The organism is Okeania sp. SIO2B9, assembly GCF_010672505.1.
Lineage (GTDB): Bacteria > Cyanobacteriota > Cyanobacteriia > Cyanobacteriales > Microcoleaceae > Okeania > Okeania hirsuta.
In genome coordinates, this window is record NZ_JAAHGK010000028.1 from 1 (window position 1) to 16857 (window position 16857).

The window sequence follows — 16857 nt, forward strand, 5'->3', positions numbered from 1 at the left end:
TTATTTATCAAGAAATTGGCGATGGTATTCAAATAGCTAATATTCTGGATAGTTTAGGAAGAGTTTACTCTGATTCGGGAAATTTAGAAAAATCATTAATTTCTCGATAAAATAAAATAGCTTGACTATAAAAATCTAGTGCTTTGCGTTGACTTTCCAATGGATTTTTTAATTCATTTTTAGCAGTATATAGATAGAAATAGCCAATCCTACTGAGAGTCTTTGCCACTTCTTCAGGTTCGCCAATTTTTCGGTAAATTTTCAAAGATTTATTCAGAACTTCAAATCCTGTTTCTGAATATTTCAATCGATAGAAATAAATCCCGGCAATTTTGTCACGCAAGAGATTAGCTTCAGCTTTAAAATCGCCCGTTTCCTAGTAAACTTTCACAGCTTGCGTTAAAAATTCTACCATTTTTTCCAGGTTTTCTTGATTTCCATAGTATTCAGCAATTTTAATCAGAAAATCTGTCTCTCCTTGATTATCTGGCAATTTTTGATAAATCTTTCTTGCTTGCTTATAAGCCTCTACTTCATTTTTTTTATCTTGTAATTTAGAGTAAATATTTCCCATAGCAAACCAAATAATCGGCTGACGATATTCAAAAATTAAGGCAGTTTCTGAATCTCCGATCTGACTATAAAATTGACTACTTTTCTGAAGTATTTCTAATTCTTTATTGTAGAATTCTAATGCTTTTTCTAAATTTCCCGAATCAGAGTAAACTCTTCCTAAACTATCCAGAATATTAGCTATTTGAATACCATCGCCAATTTCTTGATAAATACCCAATGCTTCTGTGTAAAACTCTAATTGCTTTTCTTTATCCTCTAACCAACCATAGCGATCGCCCATCTTTTTTATCACCAGTGCTTTGCCTTTTTTATCCTCAATTGCTTGATAAATTTTTAATGACTGTTCGTATAATTCCAAAGCTTTTTGTTGATTATCTGACCACCAATAATCCACAGCAATTGTTAATAGATTTGCTTGGGCTTGAACTACCGTAAAATTATCGCTATTTTGAGGTGTAATTTCCCGATAAATTGCCATAGCTCGATTAAATAAATCCCATCCTGCTCCATCATTTTTATACTCAATCAGATTCAATTCACTCAGAAGACCCAAAACAAAAGCTTCCCCTTGTTTATCACCAATTTCTTGATAAATTGCTAAAGATTTTTGGAGTAATTTCTGTTTGCCTTCATTACCATCATATAAATATCGACTCTGAGCCATTCTATTCAGAATCCTCGCTTCTTCAGATAAGTTATTAATTTCCTGGTAAATTGCGAGAGATTTCTGATAAAGTTCTAAAGCATTTTCTGGAGTGCTATGAATTTTTTCTAACAATAATTGAGACTGACCAGAATTGACAAATAAACCATGAAATGATTGAAAATTTCTTTCTTTTTCCAGTCGTTCTAACTCAATAATATAAATACTACCAATTTGACTAAGAATAAATGCTTCCTGGAGGCGTTTATCAAATTCTCGATATAAATTTAATACTTTATTGTAGTGTTCTAATGCCAGCTTTGTTGCGCCAATATCTTTGTAAATTTCACCGAGTTTAATTAAGGTCAATGCCTCTTGAGATTTATCTCCTAATTTTTGCCATTTTAATAGTACTTATTCCCATTTTCTAATAGCTTGTATCTGCTGAGAAGGAATTGTTCTTTGTTGGGCAAAATTTTCAGCTTGATTAACAAATTGTTGTTTATTTATCGGAAGAACATTGTTTTTACTAGGTTCTGCTATTACAGATTTTGAAAAAATTAAAAAGTAGGCAAATAAAATTAGGTTTTGCTGAAATCTTAGTAAGATATTTATTTTATTTAAAAACATTTACTTATCACCTCCAGACGGCATTCATTAAACATCTCTAGAAAAGAGGGAACAGGGATAAATAATTGATACAGCAAATTCCACTTTAATGAGGTACACCCGTCGCGGGCAAGATCCCCGCACTTGCATTCATTTAATTGTTAATCTCTGTAATTTGAGGATAAGAATTGATTTTATTTTGAATTTTCATGCATATGTCTATTAGACTTCTGGACTATAAGAAAGTAAGAAGTAAAGAAAGAGGAAAAATGACTCTGGTGGTCGTGCATTGTCCGGCAATGTTTGTTATAAGAAAAGTGGGAGCATTTTGCTCCCGTGCTAGGTATTCCTGTTTGTTATATACTATTTTCCTGTATACCATTATTATCAAAATAATATGGGTCTAAAACCCCGCCTTTTAAGACGCAATATTTTTGGAGCGGAGTTCAAATCCCCGTTACAAAAATAACTTCTGTACGGGTGGTTCGCGTTTGCGGAGCATTCCGTAGGAAACCACCCCTACTGACTTCTGACTTCGTTAAGCAGGAATACCCTAAGTTTCTAACTGAAAGGATCTAAATCATTACATTCATCCTCATCTCGATCGCTAGGAGCATACTTAGAAGGTGGGCGATCGCTACTCCAGGCCCACCAACTACAACCACACTTACAATGATAAAATTCTTGCCATTTGCGACGACTATTTTCTCCATAGACAGGGGAACGTCGATTAATCCAAACTGCCTGTGCGTCTATTGTACCTGCCCCACATTTAGGACAGGAGAACTGAAAAACATGAATTGAAGATTCTGTCCATTGGGGAGGAGTTGGGCTAAATGCTTCCATAATTTATCCTATATACCATATAAGTTTTCTTATGTCAATATTGTAACTGAAAGTTAAAAAGCATTTCCTGACGGAATGCTCCGCAAACGGCAATTCAATACTCAGCATTACTGCTTAGATTTATAGTCAAACCGAAAGAAAAACAATTTCTAAGGATATTTTAACCCCTCTTAAATTATCTGGCGTATCAGCCGAGTATTTCAGCCCAAGCTAATAACTAAAAGTTGTTAGCCGAGAGTTAGTTAAACTGAAAAGAACAACTTATTTAGGATATAGCTTTGAAATTAAATTAAGCGTTAGAAGGAATAGAGAAAAATACAGTAGATTTATCCCATAAGAAGTACATAGATTAACAATTAAATGTTTCTATTTCAGGCATCTTGCCCACCATAGGTGTACCTTACTAAAGTAGAATCTTCTGTAATTAAGAGATTTTTTTGTAGTCAAAATCCAAGCCCCCGCGCATCCCCCAATTTTGGGGGACTAGAGCAAGCAAATTGACTCTTGTTCCCCCCCAAAGTTGGGGGGATAGGGGGGCAAAATTCAGTATCAAAAAACTTTTCAGATATCCTCTAAAATTGGTTGGGTTTTGATTCCCTATCTACTTCCTTCTTACTTCTTCCTTCTTACCTCTTCCTTCTTCCTTCTTGTTTCTTTATTCAACCCTAATCAAATGAATCTGTTATTAAACTTTATATCTTTAATTGGAATTGTAATTCTGTGTTTTATCGCATGGTTAGGTTCAGAAAATCGCCTAATTATTCCTTGGAAAATTATATTTTGGGGAATAGGATTACAACTATTTATTGGTTTGCTCATATTTGTATTGCCAACCCGCGACCTCATTGCACAAATCAATAATCTCTTAAATACAGTACTAGATGCTTCAGAAGCAGGGGCCAGATTTTTATTTGGCGGCTCTAATTCAGCAATTGTCCCAGACCCTAATCGTATTGTGGGACCAGGCCCAGCAGCTAGATGGATAGTTAGAACCGTAGGTACTCCTTATGTAGAAATTCCAGGCGATCGCCTCACCTCGGATAATCTGAATTTAGGCTTTATTTTTGCTTTTCGTTCTCTCCCACAAATCATCTTTTTTTCTGGGTTAATTAGTCTATTATATCGACTAAATATTATTCAGCCCATTGTTCAATTGTTTGCTAAAATTTTCCAAAAAACAATGAACATTAGTGGAGCAGAATCTTTATCTGGGGCTGCGAATATATTCGTAGGAATAGAATCAGCAATTGCCGTCAAACCATATCTAAAGGATATGACCCGCAGCGAACTTTGTACTATTTTATCTTGTTGTTTCGGTTCGATCGCCTCTTCAATATTAGGCATATATGCAGTTATTCTCAGACCAACCTTTCCTGGTATTACTGGGCATTTAGTATCAGCATCAATAATGACTATTCCTGCTTGTTTTGTACTATCGAAACTGTTGATACCAGAAACCGAGAAACCGAAAACTTTAGGTCATATTCCATCTGAGAAAAAAAAAGAAAATGACCAATTACCAAACCCAATGGATAGTTTAATGAATGGAGGGATAGATGGAGTAAAAATGGCAGTAGGAATTGTGGCAGTAATTATTGTAATTTTAGGATTACTTGCATTAGTTAATGCCATATTTAATGGTTTAGCAAATCTACCAAGTCCTATAGGAAATTTATTTCAAATAATTACTGTACAAAATATCTTAGGAGCGATATTTTTACCTCTAACTTTTCTCACTGGAGTATCTCTAGAATGGAACGAACTTTGGCAAGTTTCAATATTAATTGGACGTAGATTATTTGAAACAAGTATCCCTCCTTATTTTACTTTGGCACAATTAAAAGCGACCGGAGAAATTAGCGATCGTGGCTTACTAATAGTTAGTTATGTTCTTTGTGGTTTTACCCATATAGCATCCTATGGAATTTTTGTCGGTGGAATATCAAATCTCATACCATCGAGGCGATCAGAACTTTCTGCTCTTGGTTGGAAAGCTCTATGGGTTGGTACTCTTGCTACTTTAATGACAGGTTGTGTCGCCGGATTATTTGATTTTGGCGACCCTACTATTTTAGGTCTTTGATAGTAGATGGTAGGTGGTAGGTTAGTAGTTAAATATTCTGAGGAATTTAACTGATAATTTATAGCCATTGCCATTAGATATTTCCAGAAAAGAAGGAATAGGAAATAGGGAGAAATAATTGATGATTTTATAGATAAAAATTGATTTTATTTTGGATTTTTTGAGATGTCTATTAGTACTCTTGACTTACCAAATAATTAAGGTTTAAAGCCTCTCATTTAAAGGATAAAAGCGGTAGATATTCGGAGTTTCCCGTAGGGTGGGATGGCGTTAGCGGAGCGGGTCTGCAAGAACGGGTCTTGGAGCTGGCAGACCATCGACCAAGAGAAAAGAAAAAATTTTTCCTACCGCGTCAATCCTCTTCTTTTCAAGGAGAGGTAATTGTTAATTATTAATTATTAATTGTTGAAAGTAATTCCCGCTGCCCGTGAGGTACACATCTAGCGGGCAAGATGCCCGCACTACAAGAATTTTACCATTCAAATTTGTACATCATTTGTCCGAAATATGCTGTATGTAATATAGGATTTCTCAAGTTACTGAGGTACAGTGATTTTTTGATTTTCTATTCCCTACTCCCTAAAACAAATGAATTTTGTATCTCATCAGGGTGGAAATTGCTATATTAACCTTTCTCTTTCCTTCTGCCATACAACTTTTTTTCAGATACTGTATACCTAAATTATTCTGACTATAGTGACGATAATTTACAGAAAAAAATTAATTTGGAAGTTTAATATATAGGAAGCAAAGAGTTGCTTAAGAAATAGATTGATGATGAATCTGAAACATAGAAAAGCTTTTGCCACTTTTCCCTGTTGCCTGCTATAGTAATTCTAAATGATTTGTCAAAAATATCAGGATATATAAAAACTCTGAAACTTTTACAACTGATAACTGATAACTGAAATAAGATGGCTATATATATGAAAAAATTGCGCTTAATTAGCATAGGATTATTCACAGCTCTAACTTTATTGATTTTCAATTATATTGTCGGAAATTGGCATCAAATATCCTTACTTAAACCTGCCAAAGCTGAAGATGTTACTAATTCATTAATCACTCTGAGTTCTCGCTTATATAAAGACAGTAAATTTGAGATTGGAATTATAGAAGATTATCAACAAAAAATTATTGCTGGCGTACCAGTATTTGAATCCCCAGAAGGAAATTTAGCTTATACTGTAGTAGTCAAACCTCAAGTTAATTTACAACAATTAGATAATCAAACTTTAGCGATAATTGCCATAAATGAATTTGCTAGAGGCGAAGATTTTAAACCACAAGAATTTCAAATAATTAAACCAGGAGAAATTGCTTTACCTTGGAGCGGTAGTTTAACAATAAATAATAATACACAACCGATAAGTGGAATAATTTTAGCTCGTCAGATTGATAGAAATGTATTTTTATTGTTAATTAGTGCCACAGACGCAAAAACAGAAAAAATAACCCAAATTTTACAAGTTTTATCCAAGAGTTTAAAAGCAGTTTAAGCATTCAGCCTTCAGCTATCAGCTATCAGCTATTGCTTTTAGTTTAGGAAAAGCTTTATTAATTGTCTTACTACAAAAGTTTGCTCCCTTGCCCTTAAATTCAGTTGTTAATTTAAACATTATTCTTAAGAACAGAGTTTTGTTGCTGACTGCTAATAGCTGTTTGCGCAGTATTCCGCAGGAAATGCTTACAAAGCAGTTTAATTTCAATCAAAAAAATAATGCTTATAGCAATTAAAGGAAAGGTTAGGAGAGATGAACAGCTTAAAACTCAGACAATGTAATATTTTTCCTTCTTCCTTCTTCCTTCTTCCCTCTTCCTCGAATTTAAAAATTATGAATCCAGAACTTTCCGAAACTACCCGCTTATTAGATATCATGCCTGCTTCTGGGCGAATGATGACAAAAATAGTTGGTAAAAATCAACAACCTACCATTATTGAAACAACCTTTCCTTTACCTTGGAAAAATGACCGGGTAATCTATTTGAATTTTGACTTATGGATGAATTTACCCAAAGGACAACGGGATTTAATCATGTTACGAACTGTCAATTGGTTATGTGAAATTCAATGGTTTAAGCCTAATCTGAATCAAGGTATTTTTGCAGTTGGTTTAATAGGAGTAATTTCCCAATTAAGCGAAGCAGATGTAGTTGGAATATTAGTTGCTGGTGGTTTAAGTACAATTGGTTTAATCAAAATTTGGCAAAATAATCATAGTACACAAACAGAATTAGCAGCAGATGAAATGGCAATTAGAGTGGCAACCAGACGAGGTTATCAAAAAGCTGAAGCAGCAAATTATTTATTACAAGGAATTGAAAATGTAGCCAAAATTGAAGGGCGTAATAATCTGAATTTTACCGAGTTAGTTAGGTGTCAAAATTTAAGAGCGATCGCTGGTTTATCTCCTGTAGCAATTCCGGAAAAAGTGAGAAAAGAATAGGTAGTTCTGCATAGTTAAGACTTACACATAAACGCTATTAGTAGTGGATTGTTTCATCTAAAATAGTGCAATAGAATAGTCAGGAAAAAGTTGCTATTTTAAAGATAACAGCTTTGACTAAAAATGGAAAATCACAAACAGGCGATCGCTGTCAATTGGTAACAGGAAACAAGCGATCGCTATTGAATTGACGGCGTCGCACAGTCAGGAATGATGAAATCCGAAAGTAGATATTTTTGGATAATTCTTTCCTTAATATATGTATAGTTTAAAATCTATTATCATTTGAGCAGGAAATTTCAGTGGCAATTTGCCGTTGTTGAAGCTCTGAAGTTAATCATCTGATTGTCTAATCTGCTCTGTCCTCTGGTGGGTAATACCATTTTGATAAATGTTTGCTACAAATAACTAGGGGATTTTTTAGGAGTCAACCCACCCCTCGCCCCTCCCCCTCCCAACCCACCCCTAACCCCTCCCAGGAGGGGAGGGGAAGTCAGGAGTCAGGAGTCGTATGGGAATGGCTTCAATACCACTTTTTAGGTTGGAAATCATCTTTTTTGTCAAAGGGATGTCTCCTGAAAATTATTTTTATCCCTCTTACTATTCGTAACATTCTTTTTTCAAAATGGTATAACAACAACATAAGGCAATAATTTGCGCGTAACTTTGCTCCATCTACTTTATTAATTAGTGGTGGATTGGCAGAGTAATAATCCATATTTATCCACCCGAAAAATGGCAATGATAAAGCTGATATTTATAACCATCTATTAATAGAAATCCACCTTTATCAACCTGACAGTTTTCTACTGCAATATTAAAATTACTCGCAAAATTTACTAACCATAAATCAAAAGGATATTCCAGTCTATTGATAATTTCCTGAAGTGAATTGACAGTATTTTCTCTATCGGTTTTTTGCTCTACTAAAATAAATTTTACACCCTCTAAATGTTTTTCTTGACAAATACTCTCTTTTCTACATTTTTGCTGAAAAATTTTTCTCATATTCCAAGCTATTCCCATCAATTCCCCAGTTTCAACATGAGTGTTATGAATAGTAGCAATAACTATCGGCTTGTCAGATTTTTTTTCTATCAGAGAGACCAATAAATCTGGTCGGTAATATTTTTGATAGCCTAAATTTGAAACAACAGTTAAGCCACTTAATAAAGCCATTAACCAAATTAAAATTACCGCTTTTTTGCCAGTATTTGTGCAAATTAAGACATTCAAAAACTTACTTTTAACAAACTGCCGTTCAAAAATTTGCGCGAGAATTGCTGCTACAAAAATAATTACTGCTGGAAAATAAACAAAACTGTAACGGGCACCTCTAGTTAGGTCAATACCAAAAATATAAGTAAAACCAAAAAATAATAATTTACTAGCTAATATTACTCCGGCAAAAGTAATGAAATAAATACTAATATCAGAATTTTTTAAGCAATTAATAGTGCCACTAATAAATAGAGGAAATAGCCAGATGAAAAATAAAATCATCACCGCGACAGAAATAATGGCTATAGGAAAAATCGGAGATTCTATCGGCAATAAAAATAACATAGTAATCCCTGTAGCCAGGTATTGAAAAATCGGACTGAGCAAACTTTTTAAGTTACTATCGCTAATCGAAATCCATTTTGTTAATTCACTGCTATAACCATTTTTCCAAAAAGGCAGCCAAACTAAACCACCTGCTAAAGTTCCCAAAATTACTATGTAGAAACTAGCAAGTGATTTGATGAGAGTATGGAGAGAAAATTTACTTGATTTTTTGACTTTTAAACTAGAAAATTTATCTTTTTCTTTTGAGTTTAATACCTCGCCGTCTACAGGGTGTTGAAAATTGGTAGAAGTTTGAGTCCCCATCAAATTTTTCCTTCTTACTTCTTCCCTATTCCCTCTTCCTTCTTTGGTAAAAGTTTGAGTCCTCATCAACTTTTTCCTTCCTCCTTCTTCCTTATTCCCTCTTCCTTCTTTGGTAAAAGTTTGAGTATCCATCAATTTCTTCCTTTCTCCTTCTTCCCTATTCCCTCTTCCTTCTTTGGTAAAAGTTTGAGCCTCCATCAACTTTTTCCTTCTTCCTTGTTGCTTCTTCCCTCTTCCCTCTTCCTTCTTCCTTCTTCCTTCTTCAACAAAAAATAGAGAAATTAATACCATTGCTTCGGCACAGAGAGTCAAAATAAAAAAATAGTGGATGGCAATACCTAAACTATTAACTACTACCCAAATAAATGCCGTAAAAATTGGCAAAGATTGACCTTGCTGAAAATGGCGAATACTAATAATTAAACAACTAAAAGAAGCAATAACAAATAAAATAGCTAAAGTATAATGACGTGCCTCTTGGGCAAGATAAATACCATAAGGAGAAACAGCCATTATTGCAGCAGCAAGTTGTCCCACTAACCGAGAATCAAAAGCCAACTTAGCCAAACCATAAATAGCAGGAATAGAAGCAACACCAAATATAACACTCAAAGACCGCGCACCCCATAGAGAAACTAACTCCCCTTCTTTAGAAAAAAACTGCATCCACCAATGAGTCAAGATAAAATAGACAGGTGGGTGGTTACTATGAGTTAATAGGTGATCGACAACATCCTTAATTTCGGCGTTGGGATGAAGTTGCAGGGGTTGGAGTAAAATATCAGGAGCGATCGCTCGATCTAGCGGTACATCCTGGAAACTATTACCCAAACTAAAAACCAAAGTAGAAAATTCATCCGTCCAAGGTGGTTTACCATCTAAATTAGTCAGACGTAAACAAGTAGCGATCGCTATCCAAACTAGCAAAAGTAACCATTGACTATGTAAACTTCTGCGCCAAAAGTTGACTATTTTCTGATTAATATCTCGATTAAACTTTCTCACTCTTACTTTTAACCTAATAAATATGACCGCTTTCAACTTGACAAACCAAAACCCAGAGACAATTTTAAATCGCGCTTTAGAAGGTTATGACCTATCTACAGCAGAGACACTATTATTGTTATCCCCAACTTCTCAAGCAAATTTCGGAAAACTTGCCTTAACTCAACTTCCCACAGAAATAACCACTATCCAGAAAACAGCAGATCAACTCCGACAACAACAAGTAGGAGATACTGTTACTTACGTTATCAACCGGAATATAAATTTCACCAATATCTGCGAACAACATTGTAGTTTTTGTGCTTTTCGCCGGGATGAGGGAAATGCGGGTGCTTTTTGGTTAGATATCGGTCAAATTCTGGAAAAAGCTAATGATGCCGTGCAACGAGGGGCAACAGAAATTTGTATGCAGGGAGGATTAAATCTTCAAGCTAAAATTGCAGGTAAATCTTTACCTTATTATTTGCAAATAGTAAAAAGTATTAAAGATGACTTTCCTCAATTACATTTACACGCTTTTTCTCCCCAAGAGGTACAGTTTATTGCCAGAGAAGATGGCATGAGTTATGAATATGTAATTGCTGCTTTGCGGGATGAGGGGGTCGGGTCGATGCCAGGTACTGCTGCGGAAGTTTTGGATGATGCAGTGAGAAGAGTTATTTGCCCAGAAAAAATTGATACGGCGACTTGGTTAGAAATACTCAGCACAGCACATCGTTTGGGAATGCCAACCACAAGTACGATGTTGTGCGGTCATATTGAAACCCCTCAACAACAAATTTTACATTTGGAGAGGTTGCGCTTTCTCCAACAAACTGCCATTGAAAAAAATTATCCGGCGAGAATAACAGAATTTATTTTATTACCATTTGTCGGGCAAGAAGCACCTGCACCTTTGCGTCGGAGAGTGGGACGCGACCAACCTGTTTTGTTGAATGTTTTATTATTAACGGCAGTGTCGAGAATATTTTTAGGAAATTGGATAATTAATCATCAACCAAGTTGGGTAAAAATTGGTTTGGATGGAGCAAAGGAAGCGTTGAAGTGGGGTTGTAATGATATTGGCGGTACGTTAATGGAAGAGCATATTACAACAATGGCAGGTGCTGTTGGAGGTACTTGTATGGAAGTCGAAAGTTTGCAAGGAGCTATTAGGAGTTTAGGAAGAAATTATCAACACAGAGATACGCTTTATCAGTATTTGTAGGTTGGGTTGAGGCAACGTTAGCGTAGCTTATCCGCAGGATAAACCCAACAAAGAAAGTAAAAGTTATATATATAGCAACTGCCAAAGCGGTTAGGACTTATGCTAACGATCAATCTCAGACAGGGAAATGCTTTCCCCCCTATTCCCTATTCCCTGTTCCCTGCTATAGATTTGTTGGGTTGCGCTGTCGCTTAACCCAACCTACAAATTTTATCTGAAAAAGACTTTTGCAAGAAGTATAGTCATTTAACTTTAGATTGAGACAAAGCTTTCTTGCTATGAGGGAGTTTCAGACGAAAAAACGCCTCATTTTTAAGTTAAACTACTATATAAAATAAGGAAACGGGAAAGTTGAACATAATCTCAATTCATCAATCCCGTTTTAGGCAAAATTAAAATAAGGCTTTAGTACAGCGTGGCGAGGCAGATAAAATCAACCATACAGTCTTCTGCCTTCTAATACTAAATAGGGTTTACCGATCTAATCTAAAAGCATTGACATATAAAGACAAGTGCCTTTTTGGGGTCGAAAAAAGTGCAAACTTTTCAGCTCTCCATGCTCAAAAAGTTAGTATTTTAGGCAGGAGTTTGGCAGAAAAATCCCAAATTGACAATTCTTACTCCTACCTCCTCGCTCCCGATCCATTTCTCCCCTCCTGGGAGGGGGAGGGGCGAGGGGTGGGTTGTCTCCTGTCTCCTGTCTTCCCCTCCTGGGAGGGGGAGGGGCGAGGGGTGGGTTGTCTCCTGTCTCCTACCCCTACTAAAGAGCGCAAACCCTAAATAGACAGGCGAACTTACATCATACCCATACCAGGCATACCCATGCCGCCCATGCCGCCCATGCCGCCCATGCCGCCCATGCCGCCCATGCCGCCATCCATATCTGGCATCGCAGCTTTCTTCTCAGGTTTCTCAACAACCACAGCTTCAGTAGTTAATACCATACCAGCAATCGAACCCGCATTTTGCAACGCAGAACGTACTACCATTGCCGGGTCAAGAATACCAGCAGCAATCATATCTTCATATTCACCAGTTATGGCATTAAAACCAACACTGAAATCAGTAGAACGTACTTTCTCTACAACTACCGAACCCTCTGCACCAGAATTATCAGCAATCTGACGTAAAGGTCCTTCTAAAGCACGTTTGACAATATCAGCACCAATCTGCTCTTCCTCACTTAAACTACCTTTCAATTCATCAATCTTAGTCGCCAAATGAATTAAAGTAGTACCACCACCGGGCACAATACCTTCCTCTACAGCAGCTTTAGTAGCATTCAAAGCATCTTCTATTCTTAACTTGCGGTCCTTAAGTTCAGTTTCTGTTGCTGCACCAACTTTAATCACTGCTACCCCACCAGCTAACTTAGCGATACGCTCCTGCAACTTCTCCTTGTCATAATCAGAATCACTCTCTGCAAGCTGTCCGCGAATTTGAGCAATGCGCTTTTTCACTTCCTCTGCTGTATCCCCACCAGCAACAATAGTAGTGTTGTCCTTGTTAATAGTGATTTTCCGACCAACTCCCATCATATCTAAATCTGCCATCTCCAGATTCAGACCTATTTCTTCAGAGATAAGTTGACCACCTGTAAGAATAGCAATATCTTGGAGCATAGCTTTACGGCGATCGCCAAAACCAGGAGCTTTCACAGCAGCAACATTCAATACACCCCGTGCTTTATTCACCACCAAAGTAGCTAAAGCTTCCCCTTCAATATCCTCAGCAATAATTAAAAGAGATTGACCCGCACGAGCAACTTTTTCTAGTACAGGTACTAAATCTTGAATAGAGGAAATTTTCTTATCAGTGATGAGAATGCGAGAATTTTCAAACTCAACTACTAACCGATCTTGGTCAGTAATAAAGTATGGAGAAAGATAACCACGGTCGATTTGCATCCCTTCAACAACTTCTAAATCCGTAGAGAGAGACTTAGATTCTTCAACAGTGATTACCCCATCTTTAGTCACTTTATCCATTGCCTCAGCAATCATTTGTCCTACTTCTGCATCGCCACCAGCAGAGACCGTAGCTACTTGAGCGATCGCTCCTCCTTCTACTGGTTTAGCAACTGCTTCTATTTCTTTGACTAGCTGATTAATGGTTTTTTCAATCCCTTTACGCACTGCTACTGGGTTTGCACCAGCAGTTATGTTTTTGAGACCTTCTCTAATCATAGATTGGGCTAAAACTGTAGCGGTAGTTGTGCCATCTCCAGCAATATCTTTTGTTTTGGATGCCACTTCCTGAATAAGTCTAGCACCTGTATTTTCTAGGGGGTCTTCTAGCTCGATATCCTTGGCCACGGTAATCCCATCATTCACTATGTGTGGTGCGCCAAATTTTTTCTCTAATAATACATTTCTACCCTTTGGACCCATAGTGATTCGGACTGCATCAGCTAGGGAATTTATTCCTCGCTCTAGAGCGCGTCTGGATTTATCATTAAATTCTACAATCTTGGCCATATACTTTCTCCTATTGCTTCCAAATAAAAATTTAGCACTCGGTGAGGTAGAGTGCTAGTTCGTGGAAACCGTACCTATAGCAAAAGGCAGAAGGCAGAGGGCAGAAGGCAGAAGGAAAAATCTTGCTTTGTCTAGGTTTTAGGCTTTATATTGCTAAAACTCAAAAAATTCATTGGACAAAATGATTCTGTAGCTGAGTGGGAAGAGAGGGCAAAAAAACGAAAAGAATTCATCAATTCAGTATTTATGGGATGGCGATCGCCAGTTTTTCAAGGAACACAGCCTCTGGGAAAAGTATAATGTCGTGAATATAGCGGAAATTGCTGGAGATGGCTGTTATTGTCCATCTGTTAATGGCTTTGGTTAGACCAATGCTATTTTTAAAGTTTTTGCGGAACATCTAAAGTTCGACAATATTTAGATGTTTTGGTGTTGTTGAATGTTGAATATTTTTTGTCTGGAATTTATCTGAAAAAATCACAATTGTACATTCCATCAATAATAAATATTATTACCATTACAGCAACACCTAAACAGGGCTTACCGATTAAATCCAAAAGCACTGACAGATAAAGAATTTAGCCTTTTTAGGTAGAAAAAAATCCCTGGTTTTCAGTTGAAAACCCTCAAAAAATTAGGATATAAGGCAGAATAATAGCAGAAAAATCAAGGAACAAATATATCTGACTATCTTCTAATTAATTCCTTGTTTCTCCTCACTACTCTCTACTCCTGACTCCTGACTCCTGACTCCTACCCTTGTAATTTTCAGGATTTTTGAAACAAAATTAACTTGTTTTTTGCCTTGCTGCAAACATTCTTTCAAAGCTCATCGCAGCAACTCCAATAATCACCAATAACATTCCCAAAAGTTGTTTTAATAATAAAACTTCTCCAATAACCAAAAGAGCAAATAAAGCAGTCAATGCCGGACCAGAAGTACCAATTATAGATGCTCTTGCAGCTCCAGCAAATCTAATAGCAAAACTATTTAATACATAGCTAGAAAGTGTTAAAATTCCCAGAATAATACCACTAACAATTAAACCAGACCATACATTAACACTAGGGTCCATATTAATATTAACTGACCATTCTGTCGGTAAAGGCATCATCAAACCTAAAGCAGAAAATACAAAAATTCCGGCAAAATTCACTAAACTAAAAGGAATAGGATGAAGTTTTCCTGCTGACATTTGTGTGAGAATAACATACCCAGAAAAAGTAATTCCAGCACCCACAGCAGCCAAAATTCCTTGTTGATAATCACCCTCTCCACTAGGAAGAACTAAAAACCCTCCTATAACAATCAGAACCATAGCAAAAATTCTTATCATAGAAGGGCGATCGCCAAATAATCCCCAAGATACTAAAACAGTAATAATTGGATAAATAAAGAAAATTGTAATAGCAATAGCAGTAGGTATATTACCTATAGAAATATATATTAATACCTGAGATAAGAACAAAAAGAAAGCACTACCAATAACCTTCCACCATAAAGAAAAATCTTTGGATTTGATCAGGCGCTCAATATCGCTCCAAACCGCAGGATAGAGAAATGTTGCGACTATGGGCATCAACAACATTACTACAATGAGTCGTAGTAATAAAATTAACAAAGAATTACCAACATTAGGATTTATCAACCCTTCCACCGGAAATAAGCCGAAAATTGTACTAGGTTGTGGAGGCGTATTAAGGATAACTTTAATACAAACATTAAATAAAGATAACAGTGCTGCTGAAAGTAAAGCCAAAATCAAACCTACCTGAACTTGAGAAGCAGATTTTTTAGGTTTAGCAGTAGACTCAGTTTTGGACTTAGGGGATACTTCTGAGGACTCCACAGGAGATGTCGTCAACATTGATTTTCCTGAAGAAGTAGTATTTGCTGAGTTGTTAGACCCAGACTGAGAAACTTCATAAGTTCTAGATGAAACTGTATGATTATTTTCCAGTTGTGCCTGAAGACGACTGACCAAAGCTTCTAGAATGACCTCACCCTGCTGTTCCATACTACGCATACTATTTAACTGTACAGAAAGGTCACTTTGGTAACTATCCAACTCCTGTTTTAATGCCTCAAATGTCCCACTCACAACACCAGATAAAGAATCTCCAAATTCATTAGTAGTCCCATAATAGTTATTTGAAGGATTAGTCATTGGTAACTCTCCCCCTGGAATACCAGCTTGTTGTAGTCCCGGATCGACACTCTCCGTTAAATCTCTAATTTTTTGGCCTAACTGTTTTTGTAAGTTATTAGCTAAAACCTGGGCTAATTGTTTAAGCCATAATTGTTGCTGGGCTATTTGTCGCTGAGATAAAGATTCGAGTTGTTTAGATTGCAACTGTTCATATTGCTTTCGTAATTTACTGATATCCTCATTAAGCTGTTCTTTCTCGACTCTCAGTCTGTATACATCTTGGCTTAACTGATTTGTCAGATTTTGGCGAAAACTATCTAAGTCTTGAATCACTAATTTCAGGACTTCTTCTGGTGATTTGGGAGTTTCGGCTCCCTGATTTGGGGGTTGAGTATTCATTTTCCCTATAGGTCTTTTAACTAATACCGCGAAAAGTCCCACTCCATAAGGTACGTTGGGATTGGGGCAGAACTAATAAATATGTGGCAGTAATTCCCCACACAGCCCCTAATAAATCGCGGGAATTGATTGTGCTTTAATATAATAAATGCTGGAACTCCAGTATTAATCTCGATAACTAAGTGAATCTCAACAATTAGCCTGTGGAAGATGAGTATTTGCTTCCCTTGTATTTAGGCATTGGCTGTTGAATTAGGAAGCCCACTATAAACAAAGTTTGCTGTTGGGTACTTCACAGGAAAATTGGGTCTGAAGCCTCGTCCTCAAAGGAGGACTTTTCCTAAGATTTCTGTAGCAGAAAATATGCTATAATCTTTAAATTAGTTTCCTATGTTAGTCGCAGTTCTGCCCCAGCAAAACGTCAACCCACCGAAATCTATCGTTCAGTAGGAAGATCAGCGCCTTTAGGCCGGAGAGGATGTCAACTTTTACAGTTTCTTTCATATATATACTTGAATGAATAATGTCCCATTTTTATCGATC

General features: G+C 36.5%; 13 protein-coding genes. 6 read left to right on the forward strand and 7 right to left on the reverse strand.

Going from position 1 to position 16857, the window contains the following annotated elements; genetic code table 11:
* Nucleotides 1-376: 376 nt before the first annotated feature.
* The 3 genes from F6K13_RS02360 to F6K13_RS02370 form a co-directional block, all read right to left on the reverse strand.
* A complete protein-coding gene (locus tag F6K13_RS02360; RefSeq protein ID WP_287286753.1) occupies nt 377-1588 on the reverse strand; it encodes a lipopolysaccharide assembly protein LapB in 1212 nt (403 codons plus the stop codon).
* A gap of 45 nt (nt 1589-1633) precedes the next feature.
* Nucleotides 1634-1849, reverse strand: a complete 216-nt coding sequence (locus F6K13_RS02365) for a hypothetical protein (protein ID WP_124145217.1) — start codon at nt 1847-1849, stop codon at nt 1634-1636.
* Between the two features lie 540 nt (nt 1850-2389).
* On the reverse strand, nt 2390-2674 hold the full coding sequence (locus tag F6K13_RS02370; protein ID WP_124145216.1) for a hypothetical protein: 285 nt from the start codon (nt 2672-2674) through the stop codon (nt 2390-2392).
* A 673-nt stretch (nt 2675-3347) separates the two neighbouring features.
* On the opposite strand from F6K13_RS02370, the gene F6K13_RS02375 reads away from it, so the two are divergent.
* The 4 genes from F6K13_RS02375 to F6K13_RS02390 all read left to right on the forward strand — a co-directional run bounded on the left by F6K13_RS02375 (nt 3348) and on the right by F6K13_RS02390 (nt 7857).
* Entirely contained in the window at nt 3348-4757 is a 1410-nt protein-coding gene (locus tag F6K13_RS02375; protein ID WP_124154341.1) for a NupC/NupG family nucleoside CNT transporter, read from the forward strand.
* Nucleotides 4758-5671: 914 nt separating this feature from the next.
* Nucleotides 5672-6256, forward strand: a complete 585-nt coding sequence (locus F6K13_RS02380) for a hypothetical protein (protein ID WP_124145214.1) — start codon at nt 5672-5674, stop codon at nt 6254-6256.
* 336 nt (nt 6257-6592) lie between these two features.
* Complete coding sequence (locus F6K13_RS02385; RefSeq protein ID WP_124145213.1) at nt 6593-7204, forward strand: DUF3318 domain-containing protein; 612 nt, start codon at nt 6593-6595, stop codon at nt 7202-7204.
* 395 nt (nt 7205-7599) lie between these two features.
* Entirely contained in the window at nt 7600-7857 is a 258-nt protein-coding gene (locus F6K13_RS02390; RefSeq protein WP_287286754.1) for a hypothetical protein, read from the forward strand.
* 67 nt (nt 7858-7924) lie between these two features.
* Here the strand turns inward: F6K13_RS02390 and F6K13_RS02395 are convergent, their stop codons facing one another.
* Nucleotides 7925-10081 carry a glycosyltransferase family 39 protein gene (locus F6K13_RS02395; RefSeq protein ID WP_161564284.1) on the reverse strand — a complete coding sequence of 719 codons (2157 nt, stop codon included), beginning with the start codon at nt 10079-10081 and terminating at the stop codon, nt 7925-7927.
* A gap of 22 nt (nt 10082-10103) precedes the next feature.
* On the opposite strand from F6K13_RS02395, the gene cofH reads away from it, so the two are divergent.
* The gene (gene cofH, locus F6K13_RS02400; protein WP_124142707.1) at nt 10104-11288 is read left to right on the forward strand and encodes a 7,8-didemethyl-8-hydroxy-5-deazariboflavin synthase subunit CofH; all 1185 of its coding nucleotides are present in this window, start codon (nt 10104-10106) and stop codon (nt 11286-11288) included.
* A gap of 623 nt (nt 11289-11911) precedes the next feature.
* Here the strand turns inward: cofH and F6K13_RS02405 are convergent.
* Together F6K13_RS02405 and groL are read right to left on the reverse strand one after the other, a co-directional pair.
* The gene (locus F6K13_RS02405) at nt 11912-12061 is read right to left on the reverse strand and encodes a hypothetical protein (protein ID WP_287240834.1); all 150 of its coding nucleotides are present in this window, start codon (nt 12059-12061) and stop codon (nt 11912-11914) included.
* Between the two features lie 21 nt (nt 12062-12082).
* Nucleotides 12083-13765, reverse strand: coding sequence for a chaperonin GroEL (gene groL, locus F6K13_RS02410; RefSeq protein ID WP_124146813.1), 1683 nt, complete (start codon nt 13763-13765; stop codon nt 12083-12085).
* Nucleotides 13766-13915: 150 nt separating this feature from the next.
* Here groL and F6K13_RS02415 point away from each other — a divergent pair, with 150 nt between their 5' ends.
* Complete coding sequence (locus F6K13_RS02415; protein ID WP_161564669.1) at nt 13916-14065, forward strand: hypothetical protein; 150 nt, start codon at nt 13916-13918, stop codon at nt 14063-14065.
* A 488-nt stretch (nt 14066-14553) separates the two neighbouring features.
* Here the strand turns inward: F6K13_RS02415 and F6K13_RS02420 are convergent, their stop codons facing one another.
* A complete protein-coding gene (locus tag F6K13_RS02420) occupies nt 14554-16314 on the reverse strand; it encodes an EamA family transporter (protein WP_124146812.1) in 1761 nt (586 codons plus the stop codon).
* Nucleotides 16315-16857: the final 543 nt, after the last annotated feature.

Bases quoted from the DNA above. Each gene is read 5' to 3' on its own strand.
- F6K13_RS02380 (WP_124145214.1), top strand. From the start codon at position 5,672: ATGGCTATATATATGAAAAAATTGCGCTTAATTAGCATAGGATTATTC.
- cofH (WP_124142707.1), top strand. From the start codon at position 10,104: ATGACCGCTTTCAACTTGACAAACCAAAACCCAGAGACAATTTTAAAT.
- F6K13_RS02365 (WP_124145217.1), bottom strand. From the start codon at position 1,849: ATGTTTTTAAATAAAATAAATATCTTACTAAGATTTCAGCAAAACCTA.
- groL (WP_124146813.1), bottom strand. From the start codon at position 13,765: ATGGCCAAGATTGTAGAATTTAATGATAAATCCAGACGCGCTCTAGAG.
- F6K13_RS02370 (WP_124145216.1), bottom strand. From the start codon at position 2,674: ATGGAAGCATTTAGCCCAACTCCTCCCCAATGGACAGAATCTTCAATT.
- F6K13_RS02375 (WP_124154341.1), top strand. From the start codon at position 3,348: ATGAATCTGTTATTAAACTTTATATCTTTAATTGGAATTGTAATTCTG.
- F6K13_RS02385 (WP_124145213.1), top strand. From the start codon at position 6,593: ATGAATCCAGAACTTTCCGAAACTACCCGCTTATTAGATATCATGCCT.
- F6K13_RS02420 (WP_124146812.1), bottom strand. From the start codon at position 16,314: ATGAATACTCAACCCCCAAATCAGGGAGCCGAAACTCCCAAATCACCA.